Annotated in this window: 17 protein-coding genes and 1 tRNA gene; 4 read left to right on the top strand and 14 right to left on the bottom strand. The window is 42.4% G+C overall.

Annotated elements, in window-relative coordinates; all coding sequences use genetic code 11:
• Positions 1 to 112: 112 nt before the first annotated feature.
• Positions 113 to 187: transfer RNA gene (locus RE317_RS18350), tRNA-Val, on the bottom strand.
• 215 nt (positions 188 to 402) lie between these two features.
• Entirely contained in the window at positions 403 to 1497 is a 1095-nt protein-coding gene (gene trpS / locus RE317_RS18345; protein WP_005840166.1) for a tryptophan--tRNA ligase, read from the bottom strand.
• A 103-nt stretch (positions 1498 to 1600) separates the two neighbouring features.
• On the opposite strand from trpS, the gene RE317_RS18340 reads away from it, so the two are divergent.
• The gene (locus RE317_RS18340) at positions 1601 to 2392 is read left to right on the top strand and encodes a hypothetical protein (protein ID WP_005840169.1); all 792 of its coding nucleotides are present in this window, start codon (positions 1601 to 1603) and stop codon (positions 2390 to 2392) included.
• Between the two features lie 254 nt (positions 2393 to 2646).
• Entirely contained in the window at positions 2647 to 5868 is a 3222-nt protein-coding gene (carB, locus tag RE317_RS18335; RefSeq protein WP_008781978.1) for a carbamoyl-phosphate synthase (glutamine-hydrolyzing) large subunit, read from the top strand.
• Between the two features lie 65 nt (positions 5869 to 5933).
• Here carB and RE317_RS18330 read toward each other — a convergent pair whose 3' ends face one another.
• Both RE317_RS18330 and RE317_RS18325 read right to left on the bottom strand, forming a co-directional pair.
• Positions 5934 to 8738, bottom strand: coding sequence for a TonB-dependent receptor (locus RE317_RS18330; protein WP_008667711.1), 2805 nt, complete (start codon positions 8736 to 8738; stop codon positions 5934 to 5936).
• A 20-nt stretch (positions 8739 to 8758) separates the two neighbouring features.
• Positions 8759 to 9259, bottom strand: coding sequence for a TlpA disulfide reductase family protein (locus tag RE317_RS18325; protein WP_005840175.1), 501 nt, complete (start codon positions 9257 to 9259; stop codon positions 8759 to 8761).
• 87 nt (positions 9260 to 9346) lie between these two features.
• Between RE317_RS18325 and yaaA the strand changes: the two genes are divergently transcribed.
• A complete protein-coding gene (yaaA, locus tag RE317_RS18320; protein WP_005840177.1) occupies positions 9347 to 10114 on the top strand; it encodes a peroxide stress protein YaaA in 768 nt (255 codons plus the stop codon).
• Between the two features lie 106 nt (positions 10115 to 10220).
• On the top strand, positions 10221 to 11420 hold the full coding sequence (locus RE317_RS18315) for an OmpA family protein (protein ID WP_005852854.1): 1200 nt from the start codon (positions 10221 to 10223) through the stop codon (positions 11418 to 11420).
• 77 nt (positions 11421 to 11497) lie between these two features.
• On the opposite strand, the gene RE317_RS18310 is transcribed toward RE317_RS18315, so the two are convergent.
• The 10 genes from RE317_RS18310 to RE317_RS18265 form a co-directional block, all read right to left on the bottom strand.
• Positions 11498 to 12604, bottom strand: coding sequence for a sulfotransferase (locus RE317_RS18310; protein WP_008667717.1), 1107 nt, complete (start codon positions 12602 to 12604; stop codon positions 11498 to 11500).
• Between the two features lie 27 nt (positions 12605 to 12631).
• Entirely contained in the window at positions 12632 to 14089 is a 1458-nt protein-coding gene (gene cysN / locus RE317_RS18305) for a sulfate adenylyltransferase subunit CysN (protein ID WP_008667718.1), read from the bottom strand.
• 36 nt (positions 14090 to 14125) lie between these two features.
• The gene (cysD, locus tag RE317_RS18300) at positions 14126 to 15037 is read right to left on the bottom strand and encodes a sulfate adenylyltransferase subunit CysD (RefSeq protein WP_005840186.1); all 912 of its coding nucleotides are present in this window, start codon (positions 15035 to 15037) and stop codon (positions 14126 to 14128) included.
• 11 nt (positions 15038 to 15048) lie between these two features.
• On the bottom strand, positions 15049 to 15663 hold the full coding sequence (cysC, locus tag RE317_RS18295; protein WP_005840188.1) for an adenylyl-sulfate kinase: 615 nt from the start codon (positions 15661 to 15663) through the stop codon (positions 15049 to 15051).
• Between the two features lie 29 nt (positions 15664 to 15692).
• Positions 15693 to 17246 (bottom strand): SLC13 family permease, encoded by a 1554-nt coding sequence (locus RE317_RS18290; RefSeq protein ID WP_117709510.1) that lies wholly within the window; start codon positions 17244 to 17246, stop codon positions 15693 to 15695.
• Positions 17247 to 17261: 15 nt separating this feature from the next.
• The gene (cysQ, locus tag RE317_RS18285; RefSeq protein WP_117709512.1) at positions 17262 to 18071 is read right to left on the bottom strand and encodes a 3'(2'),5'-bisphosphate nucleotidase CysQ; all 810 of its coding nucleotides are present in this window, start codon (positions 18069 to 18071) and stop codon (positions 17262 to 17264) included.
• 14 nt (positions 18072 to 18085) lie between these two features.
• Positions 18086 to 19294: a BamA/TamA family outer membrane protein gene (locus RE317_RS18280; RefSeq protein ID WP_005840194.1), complete on the bottom strand. Its 1209-nt coding sequence runs from the start codon at positions 19292 to 19294 to the stop codon at positions 18086 to 18088.
• A 228-nt stretch (positions 19295 to 19522) separates the two neighbouring features.
• On the bottom strand, positions 19523 to 21391 hold the full coding sequence (gene mutL, locus RE317_RS18275; RefSeq protein WP_005840196.1) for a DNA mismatch repair endonuclease MutL: 1869 nt from the start codon (positions 21389 to 21391) through the stop codon (positions 19523 to 19525).
• 21 nt (positions 21392 to 21412) lie between these two features.
• On the bottom strand, positions 21413 to 21709 hold the full coding sequence (locus tag RE317_RS18270) for a hypothetical protein (protein ID WP_005840198.1): 297 nt from the start codon (positions 21707 to 21709) through the stop codon (positions 21413 to 21415).
• Positions 21710 to 21711: 2 nt separating this feature from the next.
• On the bottom strand, positions 21712 to 23379 hold the full coding sequence (locus RE317_RS18265) for an OstA-like protein (RefSeq protein ID WP_117848845.1): 1668 nt from the start codon (positions 23377 to 23379) through the stop codon (positions 21712 to 21714).

The following is a 23379-nucleotide window of genomic DNA, read 5'->3' as shown; positions in this document are numbered from 1 at the left end:
GCGTTGACGGATTCGAACCGCCGACCCTCTGCTTGTAAGGCAGATGCTCTGAACCAGCTGAGCTAAACGCCCGATAGTGCTTTCTCGTGCAATATTTAATTTCTTTCTTCGGTGGGCGTTGACGGATTCGAACCGCCGACCCTCTGCTTGTAAGGCAGATGCTCTGAACCAGCTGAGCTAAACGCCCGATAGCCTCTTGTTTCAAAAGCGTTGCAAAGATACGGCTATTTCCGATAACTGCAAATTTTATGCACACTATTTTTTCATTTATTTTTCAATTAAGCACTTAACACACTGAAATACAGAGGATAAATTACAAATCCTGTCTTATCATTCAAGAAACAAAAAAGGGAAACTATACCTTATTATATATAGTTTCCCCTTTTTCCTTTTGAATTTATTTTATTCCTGCCCGAAACGCTTTGCCTGTTCGGCAATCAATTCCACATCATCAAAATAGTTAATCTTCATCGCCTTGCGTACTTCATCCAATGTAGCGGTTGCCGTAGCACGGGCTGTTTCGCATCCCTTACGTAACATATCGTAAATAGCCGGAATATCCTTTTCAAACTCTTTACGACGTTCGCGGATAGGCGTCAATTCTTCTTGCATAATAGCGGCAAGGAACTTCTTCACCTTCATGTCTCCCAATCCACCACGGGTGTAATGTGCCTTCAGTTCATCCAAATTAGGATAATCGGGCAAATAACGTCCAAAATGCTCAGGCTTACAAAAAGCATCCAGATAAGTGAATACTGTATTTCCTTCCAATTTACCCGGATCGGAAACTTTCAGGTGAGTAGGGTCGGTATACATGCTCTTCACTTTCTTTTCCACCTCGTCGGCTGTGTCCGACAAATAAATACAGTTACCCAATGATTTGCTCATCTTAGCCTTTCCATCCGTACCCGGCAGACGCAGACAAGCCGCATTGTCCGGCAATAGGATTTCGGGTTCTACCAACGTATCACCATAAATATGATTGAAACGACGTACAATTTCACGGGTCTGCTCAATCATCGGCTCCTGATCTTCACCCACCGGAACGGTAGTTGCTTTGAAAGCGGTAATATCAGCAGCCTGACTGATAGGATAAGTGAAGAACCCTACCGGGATGCTGGTTTCAAAATTACGCATCTGGATTTCGGTTTTCACTGTCGGGTTACGCTGCAAGCGTGACACTGTGACCAAATCCATATAATAGAAAGTCAATTCGCACAATTCGGGAATCTGAGACTGGATAAAGATGGTGGACTTCATCGGGTCCAGACCGACAGCCATATAATCAAGCGCCACCTCAATCACATTCTGACGCACCTTCTCGGGATTTTCTATATTATCGGTTAATGCCTGCGCATCGGCAATGAAAATAAAAGTCTTGTCATACAGTCCGGAATTCTGAAGTTCAACTCTGCGCTTCAACGAACCTACGTAATGACCGATATGCAATCTTCCCGTAGGACGGTCACCGGTCAGTATGATTTTTTCTTTTCCCATATCTCTTAAATATTATCTTATATTAAAAATTACGCAAAGATAGGAATATTCTGACACAAACACTTAACTTTGAACCGCTATTTCACATATAATAATTGTTTCGATGAATAAACTAAGACCGACCATTAAACTAGCTCTATTTATTTCTGTAGCAAGCCTGTTCTTTGCCGCATGTTCCGATGATGACGATAAAAGTATTCCCGTACCGGAACCTTCACGGATGATTACCGGAATTAAAGTGCATAAGATTTCGGATGTTATCACTTATCAGGGAATGATAAGCCTCACTTACGACAACAACAAACGGCTGACCCGCATTTATAGCAGTTCACCGTTAGCGGCAGTAAATTACACGTACAAAGAGAACTCTGAAGTCAGTTATACTTACTCTACGGAAAATTCTCCTTTGGTAGAAATAAGCACCTCGTTGGAAAACGGCAGAAGTTATGTATGCAAATTCTCCAACCGGGAAAATCCGGTAACCTATTCTTATGACAATGAAGGTTATCTGAAAAGCTGCAATAACAATGGAACCGTATTGGAATACAATTGGGAAAGCGGAAATCTATCTTCCATAACCACTACTCCAAGAGGAACTTACAACAGTGATTACAGAGTTTCCAATATCGCCAATGATTATAGTCTGGACTTGAACACACTGGCACAATGGATTGATGACCGCGAAAACTATACCACCGTAATGAACACTTTCGGACAGATGGCCGAAATTCTAGGGAAAAGAAGCGCCAATATTCTGGAAGACACTTATTATATATACGACTATAGTTTCCGGCAGGATGGAAGACTAAAAGATATGACCCTGATGGGCGGATCGGAAAATATAGGATATTCATTCCGCTTTTCGTATGCCGATGATACAGAAGTATCCGAATAAATATACAAAAAACAGAACATTCGGAGAGGATTTCAGACTTTTATTTTAATTTGTGTTGACAAAGATCTTGATTTATTTTGTTATCTTGGAAATAAGTCGTTACTTTGCACAAAATTTAGTAATGCTATGTATCCTACAGGAACAAAGATAATATAGACATACGAACAAATGCGTTAGTCCTCGTACGAGGATGGACGCATTTTTTTTAATATTTAGCGACATTAAAACAACTATTACAATAAAAGAAACTTTCAATGAAAAAGGATTTAAAGAAAGTCCTGGTATTGGGTTCGGGTGCACTCAAGATAGGCCAGGCAGGAGAGTTTGACTACTCAGGTTCACAAGCGCTGAAAGCATTGCGCGAAGAAGGCATTCATTCGGTGTTGGTAAATCCTAACATCGCAACTATCCAGACTTCGGAAGGCATAGCCGACAAGGTTTATTTTCTTCCTGTCACTCCCTTCTTTGTTGAAGAAATTATCAAAAAAGAACAACCGGACGGTATTTTATTGGCTTTCGGTGGACAAACTGCATTGAACTGCGGTACCGAACTTTACCTGAACGGTACACTGAAGAAATATGGTGTAGAAGTATTGGGTACTTCGGTAGAAGCCATCATGTACACTGAAGACCGTGATTTATTCGTAAAGAAGCTGGATGAAATTCCGATGAAAACCCCGAAGAGCCACGCCGTGGAAAGTATGGAAGAGGCTCTGAAAGCTGCCCGCGAAATCGGTTATCCGGTTATGGTACGCTCCGCATACGCACTAGGTGGTTTAGGCAGCGGCATCTGTCCGGATGAAGAAGCTTTCATCAAACTGGCTGAAAGTTCATTCGCATTCTCTAAACAGATCCTGGTTGAAGAGTCATTGAAAGGTTGGAAAGAAATAGAATTCGAAGTAATCCGCGATGCCAACGACCATTGTTTTACAGTGGCAAGCATGGAAAACTTCGACCCGCTGGGAATCCATACCGGTGAATCTATCGTGGTGGCCCCCACTTGCTCTCTGACAGAAGAACAAGTAACAATGTTGCAAGATTTGTCTACAAAATGTATCCGTCACTTGGGTATTGTGGGTGAATGTAATATCCAGTATGCTTTCAATGCAGAAACGAATGACTACCGTGTTATCGAAGTAAATGCACGCCTGAGCCGTTCTTCTGCCCTGGCTTCTAAAGCAACCGGATTCCCTCTGGCATTCGTTGCCGCCAAAATCGCTTTAGGCTACACACTAGACCAGATTGGCGAGATGGGTACTCCCAACTCAGCCTACGAAGCTCCCCAGTTGGATTACTTGATTTGTAAAATCCCCCGTTGGGACTTGACTAAATTCGCAGGTGTATCACGCCAGATTGGCTCCAGCATGAAGTCTGTGGGTGAAATCATGTCTATAGGCCGCTCTTTCGAAGAAATCATTCAGAAAGGTCTTCGTATGATAGGTCAGGGTATGCATGGTTTCGTAGGAAATGACCATACTAAATTTGAAAACCTGGATGAGGAACTGGCCAACCCGACAGACCTCCGTATTTTCTCCATCGCCTCGGCATTGGAAGAAGGATACAGCATTGAACGCATCCACGAACTGACCAAAATCGACCCGTGGTTCCTGGGTAAGTTGAAAAACATCGTTGACTATAAGGCCAAACTTTCGACTTATAATAAGATTGAGGATCTGCCCGAAGATGTGCTTCGCCAAGCTAAAGTATTAGGCTTCTCCGACTTCCAGATTGCACGCTTCGTATTGAAAGCCAGTGGCAATATGGAAAAGGAGAACTTGGCTGTACGCGCCCGTCGTAAAGCTTTGAATATCCTTCCGGCTGTCAAGCGTATCAATACCGTCGCATCTGAACATCCCGAATTGACCAATTACCTGTATATGACATACGCTACTACGGGTTATGACGTCAATTATTATAAAAACGAAAAATCGGTAGTTGTATTAGGTTCAGGCGCTTACCGCATCGGTTCATCCGTGGAATTCGACTGGTGCTCTGTAAATGCTATCCAAACCGCACGCAAGTTGGGTTACAAATCCATCATGATTAACTATAACCCTGAAACAGTTTCTACCGACTATGATATGTGCGACCGTCTGTATTTTGACGAACTTTCATTTGAACGTGTACTTGACGTGATTGATCTGGAGCAGCCGGGTGGTGTCATTGTATCGGTAGGTGGACAAATACCTAATAACCTGGCGATGAAGCTTCACCGTCAGTCGGTACCTGTATTGGGAACTTCTCCGCTTTCTATCGACCGTGCGGAAAACCGTCATAAATTCTCGGCCATGCTTGACCAACTGGGTATTGACCAACCGGCATGGAAAGAATTGACCAGCCTGGAAGACATGGAAGAATTTGTAAACAAAGTAGGTTACCCGGTATTGGTCCGTCCTTCCTATGTGCTCTCGGGCGCTGCCATGAACGTATGCCATAACGAAGATGAACTGAAGGAATTCTTGCAGATGGCTAAAGAAGTTTCTAAAGAATATCCGGTAGTCGTATCCCAATTCATGCAAGATACTAAAGAAATAGAATTCGACGCTGTAGCCCAAAACGGTGAAGTAGTGGAATATGCCATCTCCGAACACATTGAATATGCAGGTGTCCATTCAGGTGATGCCACATTAGTATTCCCGGCTCAGAAAATTTATTTCGAAACAGCACGCCGTATCAAGAAGATTGGTCGCCGTATCGCTAAAGAATTAAACATTTCCGGTCCGTTCAACATGCAGTTCCTGGCTAAGAACAATGAAGTGAAAGTGATTGAATGCAACCTGCGCGCATCACGTTCATTCCCGTTTGTTTCCAAAGTATTGAAACGCAACTTCATTGAAACCGCAACCCGCATCATGTTGGGTGCTCCATACAGCCAACCGGACAAGTCGGCATTCGATATTGACTGGATCGGTGTGAAAGCTTCCCAGTTCTCTTTCTCCCGTCTGCACAAGGCAGACCCTGTATTGGGCGTAGATATGTCTTCAACAGGTGAAGTGGGTTGTATCGGTGATGACTTCCATGAAGCTTTGCTGAACTCTATGATTGCTGTCGGTTTCAAGATTCCTACAAAATCTGTCATGTTCTCGTCAGGTGCCACCAAATCCAAAGTAGATTTGCTGGAAGCAAGCCGTATGCTGGCAGAAAAAGGATATGAGATCTATGCAACTGCCGGAACCGCAACTTTCTTGAATGCACACGGAGTAAATACCACACCGGTTTACTGGCCGGATGAAAAGCCCGATGCAGAAAACAATGTCATGAAGATGATTGCCGAACATAAATTCGACCTGATAGTCAACATTCCGAAAAACCATACCAAACGTGAGCTGACTAATGGTTACAAAATTCGTCGTGGAGCAATCGACCACAATATTCCTTTGATTACCAACGCCCGTTTGGCAAGTGCTTTCATTGAAGCATTCTGTGAAATGAGTGAAAAGGATATTCAGATAAAGAGCTGGCAAGATTACAAATAATCTTTCTTAGGGATATTCAAAAAGGAGCTGATTCGTTTTTCCTGAATCAGCTCCTTTTTTATCTCCTAACGGGAAAGATCATTAAAACGATAAGTAAAAGTAGCCATCGCATAACGTCCCAATCCCCAAGTCCAAGTTTCTCCCTGTCCGGTATCATTCATCCAACGATTGACAAAATCCCGTTGTTGCAGAATATCAACAACCTGAAATTTAAGCAACCCTCTTTTCCCTTTCAGAAAACTGTAAGTCAGCTCACCGTTCCAAAGCCACTGCGTCGTATTGGAGGCCTCATCCTTATATCCCCTGCGATTCATACTTCTCACAACGGTATAAAGATTCAAGTTGAGAGGTAACTTCAGTCGACACTCCGCGCCATAATAAAAATCATACGTCCTGTAATCCGAATTGTTTGTATAACTGTTATCGGCTTGCTGATAAGTGATTGCTCCATTTATCTTAAACTCATGCTCTTCCAATTTATAGGCAAACTCCACATCCTGCATCAAGGAAAGCATTTGGGAGGTGTTACGATCATTCTCATTGGCTTCTCCCATTATCTGCACATACGAAACCCTCCGGTTATAATTTGCATTGGTAGCAAGACGAGCGAAAATTTTCTTGAATAATTTATTCGTATAATATATATTCCCGCCAATGCCCCAATTACCATTTATATTCTCGGGCCGACTGGTATATACCCCACTCTTCTCATCATAGGTTCTTTTCCGGCTTATATCATTTATCGTATTATTATATCTCAAACCACAATATAACATTTCCTGCTTTTCCATATTTCCTCCTCTATAATTCACAGATATACTTTGCCCGAAAGCGGGTTTCAGCCCCGGATTCCCCATTGTTATGTTCAGAGGATTAGTATAATCGGGCACAGACAACAAATCATAAATGGAAGGCTGCCGGGTGTATCCGCTATAATACACACTCATATTATGGTTATTGCCCAAATCATAATCAAAATGCAGTTCGGGCACTATGTTCAACACGGTAATGGTCGTATCTATCTTCACTTTTCCCCTGTTGCTTTTCGTCGTAGACTTCTGAGGCGACAGCCCAAACCGGATATTCAACCTCACTTTTCTCCAATTAAGTGTGGTGCGCAGTCCGAATTCATTGGAATGAAGATCATTACGAGTATAATCACTTAAACTATCCACCCTTCCTGCCTCATAACCAGATGGAAGACTTCCCCACAAAGCATCCTCATCCAAATTGTACGTAACCGCATTATTACTCTGCCGTTGATACTCATGCCGATAATAAACCTGAAGCATTTGTTTTCCTATTGGCTCCGTATAGCTGACCTCCCCCGCCAATAATAAATTTCTGGCAGGTGACTCCCGGTATTGATTTCTATATAAAACCGAATCTGCCCCCAGGTCATTCTTCAATTGATAATAAGTAATAGACGATTGCTGATAATTACCACTCGCCTGATTACTATAATCATTTCTTAACTCTATGGAGAGTTTCCGGCCGATATCATTCAATTTATGAGTGAGCAAAAGATTATTGCCTATCATCAGATTGTTCGTCTTATTTTGAGAATTTCCCGTATTTTTATTTATCCTGAACTCAGGAGGAATCATTGCATCGTCCCTCCAAGGCTCTGAAACATAGTCCAAAGGATTGGTACTGAAAGTCGCCGAAATATTTTCTGATACCGAATTTAACCGGCTATGATTGATGTTATGCCTGAAATTAATTTCCGTCCGGTCACTCAAACTTCCCGTCAGATATATATTCTCCCAAAAAGAACGATTCCTACCCGTACTCAAGCCATTATTATAGGCATATTGGCTACCGTTAGGCAGATATTCTTCTGACTGGCTTCGCGATTCATCCGCGCTTTTATTATTATTATATGAAGCACTGACATTGAGGTTGAGTTTCTTTATTTCCGTTCCCAAGCTAAAACCAATATCCTTCATTTGAGCAGGATTATCGGCCATATCACTGATAAAATTACCATATCTGGGGAGTTTTCCTAAATCACCATACAAGGACATCCGCCATTTTCCGACAAATTTATTCAAACTCATTTTCGCTCCATACATATCCCCCGAACCTTTCAAAGCTGAAACGTCCCCCATTAATCCATCTGTCAAATCCTTCTTGGTCTTCACATCCATCACCGTTTTCTTCTTACCGTCTGACACCCCTGTCATTTGCTCTTTATCCGACTGCTGCTCGTATACCTTTACCTCTTTCAAAGCATCTACCGGCATATTGTTCAAAGCAACTTTGCTATCTGCAAAAAACTCCTTTCCATTTAATAAGATCTGAGTGATTTCCTTTCCATGAAAATTCATCTTGCCGGATTTCTCGTCTAATTCCAATCCGGGAAGCTGCCTCACCAAATCCTGCAGAACAGCTCCTTCCGATGTCTTAAAGGCTCCGGTATTATATACTAATGTATCTCCGGACATCTTCATTTTCTGCAGTTCGGCCTTTATAACCGTTTCATCCAATACAATACTGGAAGGTTTCATCATCAGAGCACCTCCATAAACTTCTTTCCGATAAGCAGGAATATTCACTTTTTTTTCAATGGTTTCATATCCTAAAAAAGAAGCCCTTATTAAATAATTACCGGGATTCATAGGGTACAAACGGAAAACACCCTTCTTATCGCTCACCGTACCTTCTATAAAACTCGTATCAGGCAAAGAATAAAGTTGGATATTTACATCCGGCAAAGGATCGGGATAAGGGCGTTCTCCCTGTTCTCTGACAGAACCCGTCAAATGATAAGCTTTTTCTTTTCTTGCTTTATCTGAATCAAGCTTTTCCTGTCCACTAACCGGGAGAACAAAAGACAATATAATAAACAACGAGAACAGTTTAGTCATCTTGAAATATCAACAGGGTCCTATTTCAATGCTTCCGCAATGGCATTCATCAGATATCCAAATTCTTCTTTCTCATACCCGATGGAAGTATAAACGGCTTCTCCTTCTTTATTGAAAAGATAGGCGCGAGGAATTGACTTTTCAGCAAATAAAGAGAACACCTCACGTTTAGGATCGGGATATAACGGGAAAGTGAATTTCTTCCGTTCATTATAAGCCCTCAACTGTTCATCCGTATGCTCACGACCAATTACTAATAATACGAAGTCCTTGTTATCTTTATATTCAGGCCACAAAGTCTTCTCTATTTCAGCCAGTTCCAGCTGACATGGCCCGCACCAAGTGGCAAATAAGCTCACCAAAACGACCTTACCTTTCAATTCAGCCGAAGAAACATCTCCATATACCGCAGATTTTAGATGAAAATCAGGTAATTTATCTCCTTTTTTCAATTCTTGAGCATTTACGGCAAATACCATGCAAAGCATCATGAACAATAATCCTAACTTTTTCATTTTCATAGTTCTCAATATTTAATTATGGAATAACAAAGACAAATATATCTGTTTTTCTTATATTTGCCGCCAGAAAATATTATTTTTTAGCCTATGATGACTTTTATTTCATGTGCCAAAACAATGACCGGACGGAGCAAAATGCAAACTCCTGTTACCAGTACACCACAATTCCAAACCGAAGCGATACAGAATGCACTTGATATGTCCCAATTCTCTGCTGAAGAACTGGAACGACTTTTACGTGTGAACAGCAAAATAGCAGCAGAGAACTATATGCGATTTCAAGATTTCTGTTCGGACTCTCCCTCGGCTTTAGCTGCCTTACTGGCTTATACCGGTATAGTATATAAACGTATCCATCCACAGGACTTTACTCCTGAAGATTTTCAATATGCACAGGATCACTTGCGGATCACTTCTTTTCTTTACGGATTACTCCGCCCGTTAGACCAGATCAAGAATTACAGAATGGAAGGAGATATCAAACTGCCCGAACGTGGAGGAATATCCATGTTTGACTATTGGAAGCCGATTCTGACCGACACCTTTATCAAAGAAATTAAAGCAAGAGGAGGAATACTAATCAATCTGGCAAGTGGGGAGATGAAAGATTTATTCGACTGGAAACGCGTGGAGCAGGAAGTACAAGTGATCACGCCGGAATTTCAGGTATGGAAAAAAGGGAAATTAACCACCGTTGTGGTTTATGCAAAAATGTGCCGTGGAGAATTGACACGCTTCATCATTAAAAACCGGATAGAGAATCCTGGGGATTTAAAAGGATTCAAATGGGAAGGATTCAGTTTTGATGCCGGACACAGCACAGATACCCACTATCTTTTTAGCCTTCTTTCATAAAAAAATATTAAATAGTCAACCTACTCAAACTTTTTATCAGCACTCATGTTATTTAGTTGAATTTGGGAAGATAAACCTAGACAATAATTAACTAATAGAAATGAGTATGAAAAAATTAATGTTTTTGCTGGCTGCGGCCAGTTTAAGTTCTGTAGCGTTTGCGCAACAGAAAAGCAATTCACAAAACGTCCTTGTAGGCGAGAGTGTAGATGTAATGGAGGTACCTGTGGATAAGTACAAGGTAGAGACCAATCACTTCTTCGATAATTGGTTCTTCTCTGTTGGTGGAGGTGCACAAGTACTGTTCGGCGATCAGTCCGATCTTGGTAAATTCAAGAAACGTATTGCTCCCGCTCTTCAAATATCAATCGGCAAATGGTTTACTCCCGGCTTAGGATTACGTTTGCAATATAGTGGTTTGCAGTCGAAGAGTTTTTCCAGTGAACCTTCCGCATATTCCAAACCTCACATGTTAAGCGAAGGATACTATCAGGATAAGTTCAACTACATGAATTTGCATGGTGACATCTTATTTAATGTCAGTAACATGATAGCCGGATATAATGAAGACCGCATATACGACTTCGTGCCATTCGTAGGTTTCGGTTTTGCCCACTCATATGATGCTCCACGTCGTAATTCACTGGCATTCAATTTCGGTATCATCAATACATTCCATCTGGCCAGTGCCTGGGACTTGAATCTGGAACTTTACGGAATGGGTACAGAAAACAAATTTGATGGAAAAACCACCAGTAAAGGCCCTGATTTTATGGCAGGTGCTACAGTGGGTATCACTTATAAATTTCCACAAAGAGGATTCAAACCTGCTCCGGATGTAGATGCTATCATGGCACTTACCTCTTCACAAATGGATGCCATCAATACCGCTTTGGCTCAACAGATAGAACAAAACCGTCAATTAAAGGCCCAACTTGCCAACCAACCCACTGAAGTGGTTACAGAACAAGTGACAGTGAACCAAATTGCTCCGGCTCCTCAATCTGTATTTTTCCAGATCGGTTCAGCGGTTCTTCCTACCAACTCTACTGTAAATTTGCAACAAATCGCAGATCTGGTAAAAGACAACCCGGGACTAAAATTGAAAGTAACCGGTTATGCTGATAGTGATACAGGTAGCGCTGCATGGAACAAGCAGTTAAGTGAAGACCGTGCCAACAACGTGGCTAATGAACTGGTTAAATTGGGTGTCAACAAAAACAATCTGATTATCAGCGGAATGGGTGGTGTCAACACCTTAACTCCTCCGGCATTCAACCGTCGTGTAATTATCGAAGCCCAATAATATACACTGATTTCTGTCAACAGAAGATAATCATGCCCGCAATTCCTTATAAAAACAGAATTGCGGGCATTTATTTTTTAGATGGAATAGCCCCACTGATCCAGTGCAAACTTCCAATTCTCTTCCACTAACCGGACCGTACGGTCGTCATACTTATACTTATTCTTCTTATATCCCTTCTTTCCGCCTATATATTGGCTGATAGCCGGAGCAGCTGCTTCGAATCCGGGAATAGAAAGAGATTTATAGATATGCTCGGTCATAGCCATTGCATCCGCTTCAAAATCCTCGAACTTCACTTCCATCAAATTTCCTTCAGGAATGAATTGTTTATCCGCCTCATATTTATGATACAGCTTGGTATAAATGGAAAGCACATTCTGTTCCAACGCCTCTGGAGAAATATCCTCCAGTTTCAACGGCTGGATTGTATTGGTGAAGAAATTCCTTGTAGATTCGAATACCGTATACGGATTACGCATCAAATAGATGAATTTGGCATTCGGAAACATCTTGACCAACTCTTTTACACGGCCTGTATGAGGCGGATTCTTACTTAAGAATTGTGTTCCGCCTGTATTCCAAAGAGAAATTTTAATAAGTTTGGTGAATATATCCTCAAACACTTTCAATTCCTCATCACTGATATCATTGAATAACAAATATTTATCAGCATATTCCTGCTGGTACTTAGGCAGGAACCAAAAGTTATAATAGGTATAGGGCATCATATTGGCCAATGCAAACTCTTCCTCCTGAGGCAAGTCTACAGCCAGTTCCATATTATCCGTCGGACGCTTGTCGGGCATCAGCCAACTCATATTCTTCTTGAAAAAAGGCTGTCCCCACATCATCAGGTGAGGAAACACCGTCTGATAAGTAGTATTATATCCGAAATGTTTGTCACAAGAGAACACATTATGCATAAAGGTAGTCCCGCTACGCCAATGTCCGAGGATAAAGACCGGATCGTGTTCCAAAGGCTTGTCGGCCAACAGTTTCCTGTATCGCTTTTCCTGCAATGGAGCCAAGGTGGAAAGCAAACGGCATACTGCTTTCGTCAAACGGTATTTTCCTCTATATGCCGGATCAATTTCCCTTCCCGCAGTAATCGCCTTGAACGTTTTCCAATCGGCGCCTACCAATGTATTAATCGGCAGCTTGTTGAATTCAAGTAATCCCATTACTTTTCTTTTTTTAATTGTACGCTGTTATTTTTCTATCTTGACTGAAATGCCTTGACGGTCCAATTCTTTCACCACCTTTTCTATGGCTTCATAATGTTCCTCACCAATACCCATAGCTGCCAGATTCAAAGTAGGAACTTCCATGGCATTCAGCATATCTTTGGCTTCCACTCTGTCTATAATCATCCCCACCGCACTGGTGTTATTGGTAATGGGGTCAATCAGAATAAAAGAACCGCAAGCTTTATTCTTTTGATAAGAATCAAAGAAAAGCGGCTTGGCGGTAGTAAATGTCACACGGGCAATCTGATTCAATTGCAAAGGCAGATCCTCCTTTTTCAATTTACCGTTTTCAACAGACAGATGCTCCATCGTATTCACATCCACTTTATACTTAATGCTATCTATACGGGTACGTCCTGTATTGGTGGTATGCTTGATAAAGAAAGATTTGTCAAGGTCCATCGCCTCCTCATCCATCCATACCAACATGGCTTCAAAGTTACGATCTATCACAGGCACATTATCGGCATGCACCAACATATCTCCGCGAGACACGTCAATCTCATCCTCCAAAGTCAATGTCACTGCTTGCGGCGGGAAAGCATACTCTAACTCACCATCATAAGTAACAATACTCTTGATATGAGATTTCTTGCCGGAAGGCAAAGCCATCACCTCATCTCCTTTATGGATGACACCGGAAGCAACCTTTCCACAGAAACCGCGGAAATCCAGATTCGGTCTTAATACATACTGAACCGGGAAACGGAAATCAGTCAGATTATGGTCATTCTCGATGGAAACCGTTTCAAGCAATTCCAATAAAGAAGTACCTTTGTACCATGGCGTACGTTCAGATTTCTGCACCACATTGTCACCGTCAAGTGCCGAAAGAGGAATACAAGTCACATCCGGGATTCCCAATGGCTCTACAAATTTCTTATATTCGGTCACGATTTCGTTGAAACGCTCCTCCGAAAACCCGACAAGGTCCATCTTGTTCACCGCCAGCACCACATGCTTTATTCCCAATAAAGATACCAGAAAAGTATGGCGGCAGGTCTGCGTAATCACACCCAAGCGAGCATCTACCAAGATTATGGCAAGATTGGCAGTAGAACCTCCGGTAATCATATTGCGGGTATATTGTTCATGTCCCGGAGTATCGGCTATGATAAATTTACGGTTGTTCGTTGAAAAATAACGGTAAGCTACATCAATCGTAATACCCTGCTCGCGCTCTGCTTTCAACCCGTCGCACAACAAAGCGTAATCTATATGGTCACCTGCATTCCCCACACGTTTGCTGTCACGTTCCAAAGCGGCAAGCTGGTCCTCGTACAACTTCTTGCTGTCAAACAACAGACGTCCTATCAGGGTAGACTTTCCATCGTCTACCGAACCGGCTGTCAACAGGCGTAGCAAGTCTTTCTGTTCATCCTTATCTAAATATTCCTTTATATTCAGTTTATTCTCCATCACCCATTCCTTCATTTTAAATTCCTACTTATCCATTTAAAAATATCCTTCACGTTTCTTCTGCTCCATACTGGCATCCTGGTCGAAATCAATGACACGGGTAGTACGCTCGCTTTTGGTAGTGGTCATCATTTCCTCTACAATTTTCTCAATCGTATCGGCATCACTCTCTACGGCCCCGGTCAAAGGCCAACACCCCAAAGTACGGAAACGCACTTTCTTCATTTCAATACGGTCCCGATATTCTTCGGGCAGTCGGTCATCATCAGCCATAATCAGATTTCCATCTATATTCACCACAGGACGTTCCTTGGCAAAATAGAGCGGCACGATAGGAATATTTTCCAAACGGATGTACTGCCAGATATCCAGCTCAGTCCAGTTGCTTAATGGAAACACACGGATACTTTCCCCTTTATGAATCTTAGCATTATAAATATCCCACAACTCAGGACGCTGGTTTTTAGGATCCCACTGATGAAAACGGTCACGAAAAGAGAATATACGTTCTTTGGCACGTGACTTTTCCTCATCACGACGTGCTCCACCAAAGGCGGCATCAAACCTGTATTTATCCAGCCCGTGAAGCAACGCCTGTGTCTTCATTAAATCGGTATGCACTTTGCTGCCATGCGTAAAAGGCCCTACTCCGGCATTAAAAGCCTCCATATTACTTTCCACTATCAAATTCCATCCATGTTCTTTGGCGTATTGATCACGGAACTCTATCATTTCCCTGAATTTCCATTTAGAATCGATATGCATCAAAGGGAAAGGCACCTTTCCCGGATAGAAAGCCTTCTCTGCCAAACGTACCATGACAGACGAATCTTTACCAATACTATAAAGCATAACAGGATTCTCAAATTCAGCTGCCACTTCACGAATGATATGGATAGACTCCGCTTCCAGTTCCCTTAAGTGGCTCAATTTATAATTTTCTTCCATTTTATAATGAATTATATTTTTTCTCCTTTTTTACCAACAATGGGGAGCACCAACTCCAACAAAGTATTGACCGACTCTTCCAAACTCAGCTTAGAAGTATCCAAAGATAAGGCAGGATGCTCCGGAGCTTCAAAAGGGGCGGAAATTCCGGTAAAGTTCTTGATTTCACCCCGACGTGCTTTGGCATAAAGTCCTTTCACATCACGTTTCTCACACTCTACCAAAGGAGTGCTGACATAGATTTCCAGGAAATCCTCTATCCCGATAATACGGGCAGCCATCTGCCGAAGCTCATTGCCGGGACTGATGAAAGCGGCAATGGTAATGATTCCCGTATCAACAAACAACTTGCCTATTTCGGCTATGCGACGGATGTTTTCCACACGATCCTCTGCCGAAAAGCCCAAATTATTATTGATGCCACTACGAATATTATCCCCGTCCAATATACGGCAGAGCAAACCACGTTTATGTAATTCACGTTCCAAAGCTATGGCAATAGTACTCTTACCGGAACCGCTAAGTCCCGTCAGCCACAGCATAACTCCCCGTTGTCCCAGCAGTTCTTCTTTATCTTTCCGGGAAAGCATACGGTCAAAGATAGGATATATATTTTCCTCTTCCATTCTCTATTTTCATTTTGTCTTTAACTTCATCAAAAAGGCCATATCAGCGGTATCAGAATAACCGAAATTATAAATGTCAATATATTCAACGGCAAACCGATACGTACAAAATCCGTAAACTTATAGTTTCCGATACCCTGCACAATCAAATTAGTCTGATAACCGATAGGAGTGGAAAAACTGGCAGATGCAGCGATGCAAATGACAACAAAAAAGGGCATCGGACTTACCCCCAACTGATTGGATAAGGAAAGGGCAAGCGGAAAAGCCAATGCGGCGGCGGCATTATTGGTTATCAGTTCGGTAAACAGATTTGTAATGATAAACAAAACAGCCAGCAACACATGCGGACTGTAGTCATCACTCATATCAATGATTCCATGCGCAATGATATCCGCCACTCCGGAATTTACCATGGCGCGACTTATAGCAAACGCACAGGCAATGGTTATCAAGATATCCCATGATATATATTTTGTATATTTACGTGCCGGAAAAAGTTTGGTCCATGCCATTATCACAGTCGTTACAGCTGCAAAAAAGAACATATCAAGATCAATACCGGGAAGTAATTTTTCCATAAAAGGCAACTCTCCTACTGTTGCCCCCACAATCATCAGCACCAATAAAGTCAATGCAAACCAACGTTTCTTTCTCCCGGCTTTCGGCTCGGTATCTTTGCCATTGGCCAATAACACGAATACAGAAGAATCTCCCCATGTAGAGATAAATGAATCATCCGCCCATAGCACCAACGTATCTCCCTCATGAAACTTCACCCGTGACAGATTCTCTACAATACTAACTCCGCTTCGTTTTATTTCTTTTACTTCAGCACCATAATGACGGACAAAATTAAAATCCCCCACCCTTTTATTGATACCCGGGAAACGAGCACCTATCACCGCTTCAACACGATGAAAAGAAGACGCATCCGCTTCCCCATGTTCGTCGCCTACCGTGTCTTTCCGGACCTCCGGCAACAACCTGGAAGAAAAAAACAACAAATAAACAATTCCTGCCAAAGCAATGAAAATGCCCACCCGGCCTAATTCAAACATACCAAAGCCCTTATATCCGGCATCTAAAATCATACCATCCACCACCAGATTAGTAGAAGTCCCGATAAGCGTACACATTCCCCCCAGTATGGTAGCATATGAAAGAGGGATCAAGAATTTAGTTGCCGGAATGCGGACAGATTCCGCCCAACGTTTAATAATAGGAGCAAAAATCACAACCACCGGCGTATTATTGAGAAAAGCAGAAACAAAAGAAATAGCGGGCAGCATACGTGCCTGCGCCTTCATGACCGTTGTCTTCTCTTGAGGCAGAAGTTTCTTTATCAACTGTCCCAACGCTCCCGATTGCCGGACTCCTTCACTGATCAGGAAAAGCAACGCTACGGTAATCATCCCTTTATTACTGAATCCCTCCAACATCTCTTTCGGAGTCAATATACCGAAACAAAGAAAGAGTACAGTAACAGAGAACAGAATCATTCCGGGACGCATTTTATCAAGGACTAATGCAGTCACCATCCCTATTAATCCCAAAAACACAATAATCATTTCGAATGTCAGCATCGTTTCCGGATATTAATTTCGTTTAACGACAAACCAAGGATTCAGCAAGTCCGGCTTGTTATATTTCAACGGTTCTTCTTTTCCCGCCTGATATATTTCTGCTCCGGATGCCTTGGCTATGGCATGACCGGCAGCCGTATCCCACTCCATGGTAGGAGCAAAACGGGGATATTCATCGGCCAGTCCCTCACACACTTTGCAAATCTTGATGGAACTGCCTACAGACACCAACTCCACATGAGGGTATATCTTTCGCTTTTCCTCAATATACTCTTCCGTTTCGGCCGACAGATGGGAACGGGAAGCAACAATGACAAAAACTTCATTTGTTTCGGCACAGGGCATACGAAATGCCGATGCCTTCATTTCTTCCAGTGAACGGCCTGCACGTCCGGTCACTCCTTCCATTTTATAAGCGCCGGTTGCCACTTCACCCCAATAAAGCGTTTCTTTGACAGGAACATAAATCACTCCAAAAACAGGAACTCCTTCTTTTACCAAAGCAATATTGACAGTAAATTCCCCATTCCGTTTTATAAATTCCTTTGTTCCATCCAAGGGATCGACTATCCACAACGTATCCCATTGCTCCCGTTTCTCGTAAGGCAAATGCTTTCCTTCCTCACTCAATACCGGATAGTCTGTTTCCTGCAAATAAGTCATAATGGTTTCATGCGCCTTACGGTCTGCAAGAGTCAGTGGAGAATTATCGGCTTTCCTTTCAACCTGAAAATCAGAAGAAGGATCATTATAAACGTTCAGAATTTCCTTACCGGCAGCTAAAGCCGCATCCATCGCTTTTAATATATATTCAGTCTGCATAGTGTTTACTTCCATTAAAATGCTTCTGTCATATTGAAATAGAACAAACTTTGATCATTGGCAAAATTACGTCCGAAATCCAGACGTACATTCATACGCGGCTGCACCTCGATACGAAGTCCCACACCGGCATTAGGAAGCACTCCTTCAATCTTACCCATGGTAGGCCCCATAAAACCGCACCCTCCCCATGCAACAAAACCCAAATGATGCAACATACGCTTTACCCATGTACTTTTATCCGTATTGAACATCTGACGATATTCGGCAAGCACCACATGAGAGGATTTATCACGATACTGCCCCATATAATATCCACGAAGATCAAAAGGAGTGCCACTTAAAGCATATTGGTTCATAGGAACATCCCCAAACACATTCTTGGTTTGGGCAGTCCAAGCTATAACTTTTCTATTTCCTACCTTTTTGTATTGGCGGTAGTCCACTTCCAAGCGGTAGAAGTTATTATCTCCTCCCAAAAACTTCTGGTACATCAGCCCACGAAAATCCAGATAAATGCCTTTATAAGCATTGGCAGGAATATCCCGGCTGTCATAAGTCAGCAGAAATCCCACTCCCGAACTGAAATTGGAATATCCGTGAGCAGTGCCTCCCAACCTTTTGTAATCAGGCTGATCTACCAAATACTTGGCAGGCTCGGATATTTTATCATAACTCAAGTCAATCTGGGGACCGGCAAAGAAATTACTTTTACCCAAACGGAATAAAAACCACGGATTAATCTGGAAACCGCTATAACGATATTCACTGGTAGAGTCACTGCGCTCATAATGCTTATTGGTAGCATAGCCGATACCATAAAAATTCTCCAATGTATTCTTGTAAGTGAATTTTCCAAAAATACGGAATTTATCATTTTTGAAAAACAACTGAGGCTTCACCATCAGATTCAAGCCCCCCTCGAACATTACCGCAACAGCCATCGGCAACACAGAACGTTTCTGCAAGGTATCCGACGGATTCATACGAAATGTAACAAGAGCACTACCTCCTATTAACGCACCAAAGTCCGGAGTATAACTCGGTCCTCCCAATATATTATAATGTATATTGCGCTTAGCCACCTTCCGGCGTCTTAATTCTTTTTTTGAAAGTTGATGGATGGTGGTATCCTCAGGATTACTACCTATGTCACTTCCTTGTGCCGCCATATTCAAAGAACAAAGCAGGCACAGGACCAAGCTAAGTAATGTTATTTTCATATAATAGTTTATTGTCTGCCCAAAGTCCTTACTCAAAAAAACTTTCTACGGCAAATGAGTTTTCAAAAGTACAAAAGTCCTGCCAAAGAATAACGGTGTGTTGAATTTGTTTTTATTTAGTTCAAGAATCTTCACGTTCTTTATAATGTAACAATGTGTCAATATGCCAATGTGTCAATTACCATGCGGACATAGAGCAGCACATTGGCAAACCAGCACATTGGCAAATTATTTAAACAGTTTTTCCAAATCATCCTCATTAATCACGGAAAGAACCGTTTTACCATCCGGAGTATAATTAGGAGTAGCCACAGCAAATAAGCCATCCACCAAACCTGTCATTTCCTCATTCGTCAACACTTGTCCGGGAACAATTGCCGCCGCTTTAGCCAAAGTCAATGCCAGAATACTCTGCACCTCTTCTTTTACCTTGCCACCTTTTTCCATAGCTGTATGCACCATATTTTGGATCAAGTCTATCGGGTTAAGGCCTTCAATACCTGCAGGAACACCGTTTATGGCATAACTTCCTCCTCCCAAATCAGTCAGTTCGAATCCCAGGAAAGACAAGTCTTCCATAATTTCCTGCAAAATAGCCACTTCGGAAAGCGGAAACTGCACAATATCCGGAAACAGCATTCCTTGAGAAACACCTTGACGACGACTTATCTGGTCTATATACTTGTCATATAAAATACGGATATGGGCACGCTGCTGATCAATGATCATTAAGCCGGACTTTACAGAAGTCAAAATAAAACGTCCTTTAAACTGATAATGCTGGCCGGATTTCTCACTGACTGAAGAGTCCTCCACATGATCATACAATCCGGGATTTTCCTCCGCAGGAGAAGCCTCTTCCGCCCTATAATCATTCTCGTCAGGATGAAAGTTTTGAGAAGAAGCATGACGTTCCAGCCCCGCATACAGTTGTTCCCAGTCCTTACTAGGCTTTGAATAAGAAGAGGGAGGAGCAGCCGAAACATTAAAAGGATTATAATCAGGATTATAAGTCGTCTTTGGTGGCTGTATACCAGTGTATGGAGATGCATCAAAGGCTGGAATATCCGGCATTCCCTCCGTATCAAAATCAATGGAAGGTACCGCATTGAACTTACCTAGAGTTTCTTTCACGGCAGCTGCCAATATCTGCCAGATGGCTTGCTCGTTCTCAAACTTTATCTCTGTTTTAGTAGGATGTATGTTCACATCAATATTAGCAGGATCCACCTCAAAATAAATGAAATAAGATACTTGCTCACCCACGGGAACCAACTGCTCGTATGCATCCATGATAGCCTTATGAAAATAAGGATGGCGCATATATCGCCCGTTTACAAAGAAATATTGGCGGGCTCCTTTCTTACGGGCTGTTTCAGGTTTTCCTACAAACCCGGAAACACGGACCATTGTAGTATCTACATCCAGCGATAACAACTCCTGATTTATTTTCTTTCCGAAAACTCCCATGATACGCTGGCGCAACTGAAGTGCAGGAAGATTGAACAGTTCCGCCCCATTATGATGCAAAGTGAAAGACACCTCCGGATTAACCAATACAATCCGTTCAAACTCCGTCAATATATTACTCAGCTCCGTCTGGTTCGACTTCAGGAACTTACGACGCGCCGGCACATTAAAGAATAAATTCTTCACACTGAAGCTACTGCCTTTCGGGCAAGAAACCGCCTCCTGTCCCTCTACCTTGGAGCCGGATATCGTCAACATCGTTCCCAATTCCTCCCCTTCCATACGAGTACGAAGCTCCACCTGAGCCACAGCAGCAATAGAAGCCAAAGCCTCTCCACGAAATCCCATGGTATGCAAAGCAAACAAATCAGCAGCTTCACGAATTTTAGAAGTCGCATGGCGCTCAAAAGACAAACGTGCATCTGTTTCCGACATACCTTTTCCATCATCAATCACCTGAATGGAAGTCTTTCCTGCATCCACTACCAACACGTCAACGTGCTGAGCACCTGCGTCGATAGCATTCTCCACCAATTCTTTAATCACTGATGCAGGACGCTGAATCACCTCTCCCGCTGCTATCTGATTGGCAACGGAATCCGGCAGCAAACGGATAATATCGCTCATATATCTTATAAACTTACGTAATTAAAAAGTAAACTCACCGGTCACCAGGTAATGCAGAATATACAACAAAACCAAAATGGCCACAAACAAAGCTCCATAAGTCATCGGCTTACGCCCGCTTTCTTTTCTGCGTTTTAAATGCTTGGTACCTTGAACGAACTTTCCACGGATATCTTCCGGAGAAAATTCTTTGGGAGGAAGCATACCCAACTCGCGTTTGGCTTTCTCCTCCAGTTTTTGCAGCTTCTCCTTCCGTTCATCCACATAAATATATTGATGGTTGAAACGGCGGGGCTTTTCCATCTTAAACATTCCCATAGCTATTTCTTTTTATTAAATAAATTATGATTGGGCAAAGGAACAGCACTCCGGTTACTCTTCTTCAACCCCTGACCGGCTTTCTTTCCACGCCACTTAAAGATATCCTCTTTATCAAGCGGACGGATATAGTCAAACCACACAAAGTTATCCAACTTCATCTTCTCCGGCGGACGTTGGAGCATAGGATAAAGAGTACCGTTCGATTTCGGACTCATAATCATTTTTTTCATCTTCCGGTTTTCCAGAAACATATTCAGCAGACTGGTTTCAGAAACATTCATTCCAATCAGTGTACTGTCGCTTTCCATCGGATAATATACCAGACGAACCGAACCGATCACATCTACTTTGCGCATCTCACCGCCTTGAAACCAAGCCTTCATCTCTTTTCCTGTCACCTGATTATAACTAGTAGAATCCAGTTGTTCTACAGACAAAGCCTGATTCTGAATATGTGCCCAGTCTATCGTACTGTCATTCATATAAATCATGATTTTCTCTCCCAGCAACTGCTGGTTGTTATTCCACAGTATAGGGTCATAATACATGGTCAGGCAGCTATCCTTGGAGGAAAAGACCAACGAATCGCATACCCCCTGCACATCCGTGCGATACATACGTACCTTATGATACGCCCGCGTTTCCCGGAACATAGAATCAGTATTCAAATAGTAGGTATACATTTGCAATGTATCGGCATGCATAAACAAGCTGTCACCTTGTGAATAATCCACTGCCACCGCTTTTTTAGTAGCAAAAGCATACTTGGTCAATTCATTATAATAACAATAATCACCAGTCAGCATATTCTTGTTTACAGTATCTGTCATGATCACATTATCAAACGCCTCCCCGTATCCTTTTACACGATCATAAAACAGACTGTCTCCAGTCAAACGCTTCCCCTCATTGGTCAGCACGGACCGGTCCAACAATTCCGCCTGCCCTATCTGAGTATTATAAAAGCCCAATTCCGAATAAATATGGTTAGCATCACTGACAATATCGGACGGACCAAGGATATTGGCTATTTTGGTTGCTGTACTGTATCGTAATGTATCGGAAGTCAAAATAAACTTAGGGTTGACCAACTTCACATCATAATTGAACACAGATATTTTGGTAGCCGGACTATATTCCCCCCATTCCGAAGTCAATACATTCTCCTCGTCCATCAATGTCCCGCCATCAAAGTAATATCCCAAATTATAAATACGATCGTAGTTCAGGCTATCCGTCAACAAAGTCGTATTCTTGTTTTCCATGCGTACATTATAGCGTACCTGGGCAATCTGGGTATTTCCGTCATAAAACAAATAGTCCCCATACAGAAACAAGGTATCCCCCTGCACCATCTTCACATTGTCAAAAGCTTCCAGCGAATTCGTTTTCTCATAGAAACAGGCACTGTCACAATACATATATACACTGTCGTGACGGAACGCAACGTTTCCAATCAGAATCTGTGCATCCGGGTCCGGATTCAACGGACTTTTCTTCAACACATCCGAATGCAACAGATACACCTTGCTTTTAGCCGGTTTCTGTTCCCCTTTTTTAGCCGGTCTCACCTGAGCCAGCAAGCAAAAGCCGAACAGGCACAGGACACTTACCACAAGTATCCTATGCCTGCCCGAAGAGTATTTATTCTTTCTTTTTCCAAGCAT

Origin of the sequence: Phocaeicola sp. GP0067 (genome assembly GCF_031119655.1) — a bacterium.
In the GTDB taxonomy this organism is placed as follows: domain Bacteria; phylum Bacteroidota; class Bacteroidia; order Bacteroidales; family Bacteroidaceae; genus Phocaeicola; species Phocaeicola vulgatus.
Note: the sequence above shows the minus strand (reverse complement) of the source record. Positions and strands in the feature narration are given on the sequence as shown.

Bases quoted from the DNA above. Each gene is read 5' to 3' on its own strand.
- trpS (WP_005840166.1), bottom strand. From the start codon at position 1,497: ATGGGAAAAGAAAAAATCATACTGACCGGTGACCGTCCTACGGGAAGA.
- RE317_RS18340 (WP_005840169.1), top strand. From the start codon at position 1,601: ATGAATAAACTAAGACCGACCATTAAACTAGCTCTATTTATTTCTGTA.
- carB (WP_008781978.1), top strand. From the start codon at position 2,647: ATGAAAAAGGATTTAAAGAAAGTCCTGGTATTGGGTTCGGGTGCACTC.
- RE317_RS18330 (WP_008667711.1), bottom strand. From the start codon at position 8,738: ATGACTAAACTGTTCTCGTTGTTTATTATATTGTCTTTTGTTCTCCCG.
- RE317_RS18325 (WP_005840175.1), bottom strand. From the start codon at position 9,259: ATGAAAATGAAAAAGTTAGGATTATTGTTCATGATGCTTTGCATGGTA.
- yaaA (WP_005840177.1), top strand. From the start codon at position 9,347: ATGATGACTTTTATTTCATGTGCCAAAACAATGACCGGACGGAGCAAA.
- RE317_RS18315 (WP_005852854.1), top strand. From the start codon at position 10,221: ATGAAAAAATTAATGTTTTTGCTGGCTGCGGCCAGTTTAAGTTCTGTA.
- RE317_RS18310 (WP_008667717.1), bottom strand. From the start codon at position 12,604: ATGGGATTACTTGAATTCAACAAGCTGCCGATTAATACATTGGTAGGC.
- cysN (WP_008667718.1), bottom strand. From the start codon at position 14,089: ATGGAGAATAAACTGAATATAAAGGAATATTTAGATAAGGATGAACAG.
- cysD (WP_005840186.1), bottom strand. From the start codon at position 15,037: ATGGAAGAAAATTATAAATTGAGCCACTTAAGGGAACTGGAAGCGGAG.
- cysC (WP_005840188.1), bottom strand. From the start codon at position 15,663: ATGGAAGAGGAAAATATATATCCTATCTTTGACCGTATGCTTTCCCGG.
- cysQ (WP_117709512.1), bottom strand. From the start codon at position 18,071: ATGCAGACTGAATATATATTAAAAGCGATGGATGCGGCTTTAGCTGCC.
- RE317_RS18280 (WP_005840194.1), bottom strand. From the start codon at position 19,294: ATGAAAATAACATTACTTAGCTTGGTCCTGTGCCTGCTTTGTTCTTTG.
- mutL (WP_005840196.1), bottom strand. From the start codon at position 21,391: ATGAGCGATATTATCCGTTTGCTGCCGGATTCCGTTGCCAATCAGATA.
- RE317_RS18270 (WP_005840198.1), bottom strand. From the start codon at position 21,709: ATGGGAATGTTTAAGATGGAAAAGCCCCGCCGTTTCAACCATCAATAT.
- RE317_RS18265 (WP_117848845.1), bottom strand. From the start codon at position 23,379: ATGCTTGGAAAAAGAAAGAATAAATACTCTTCGGGCAGGCATAGGATA.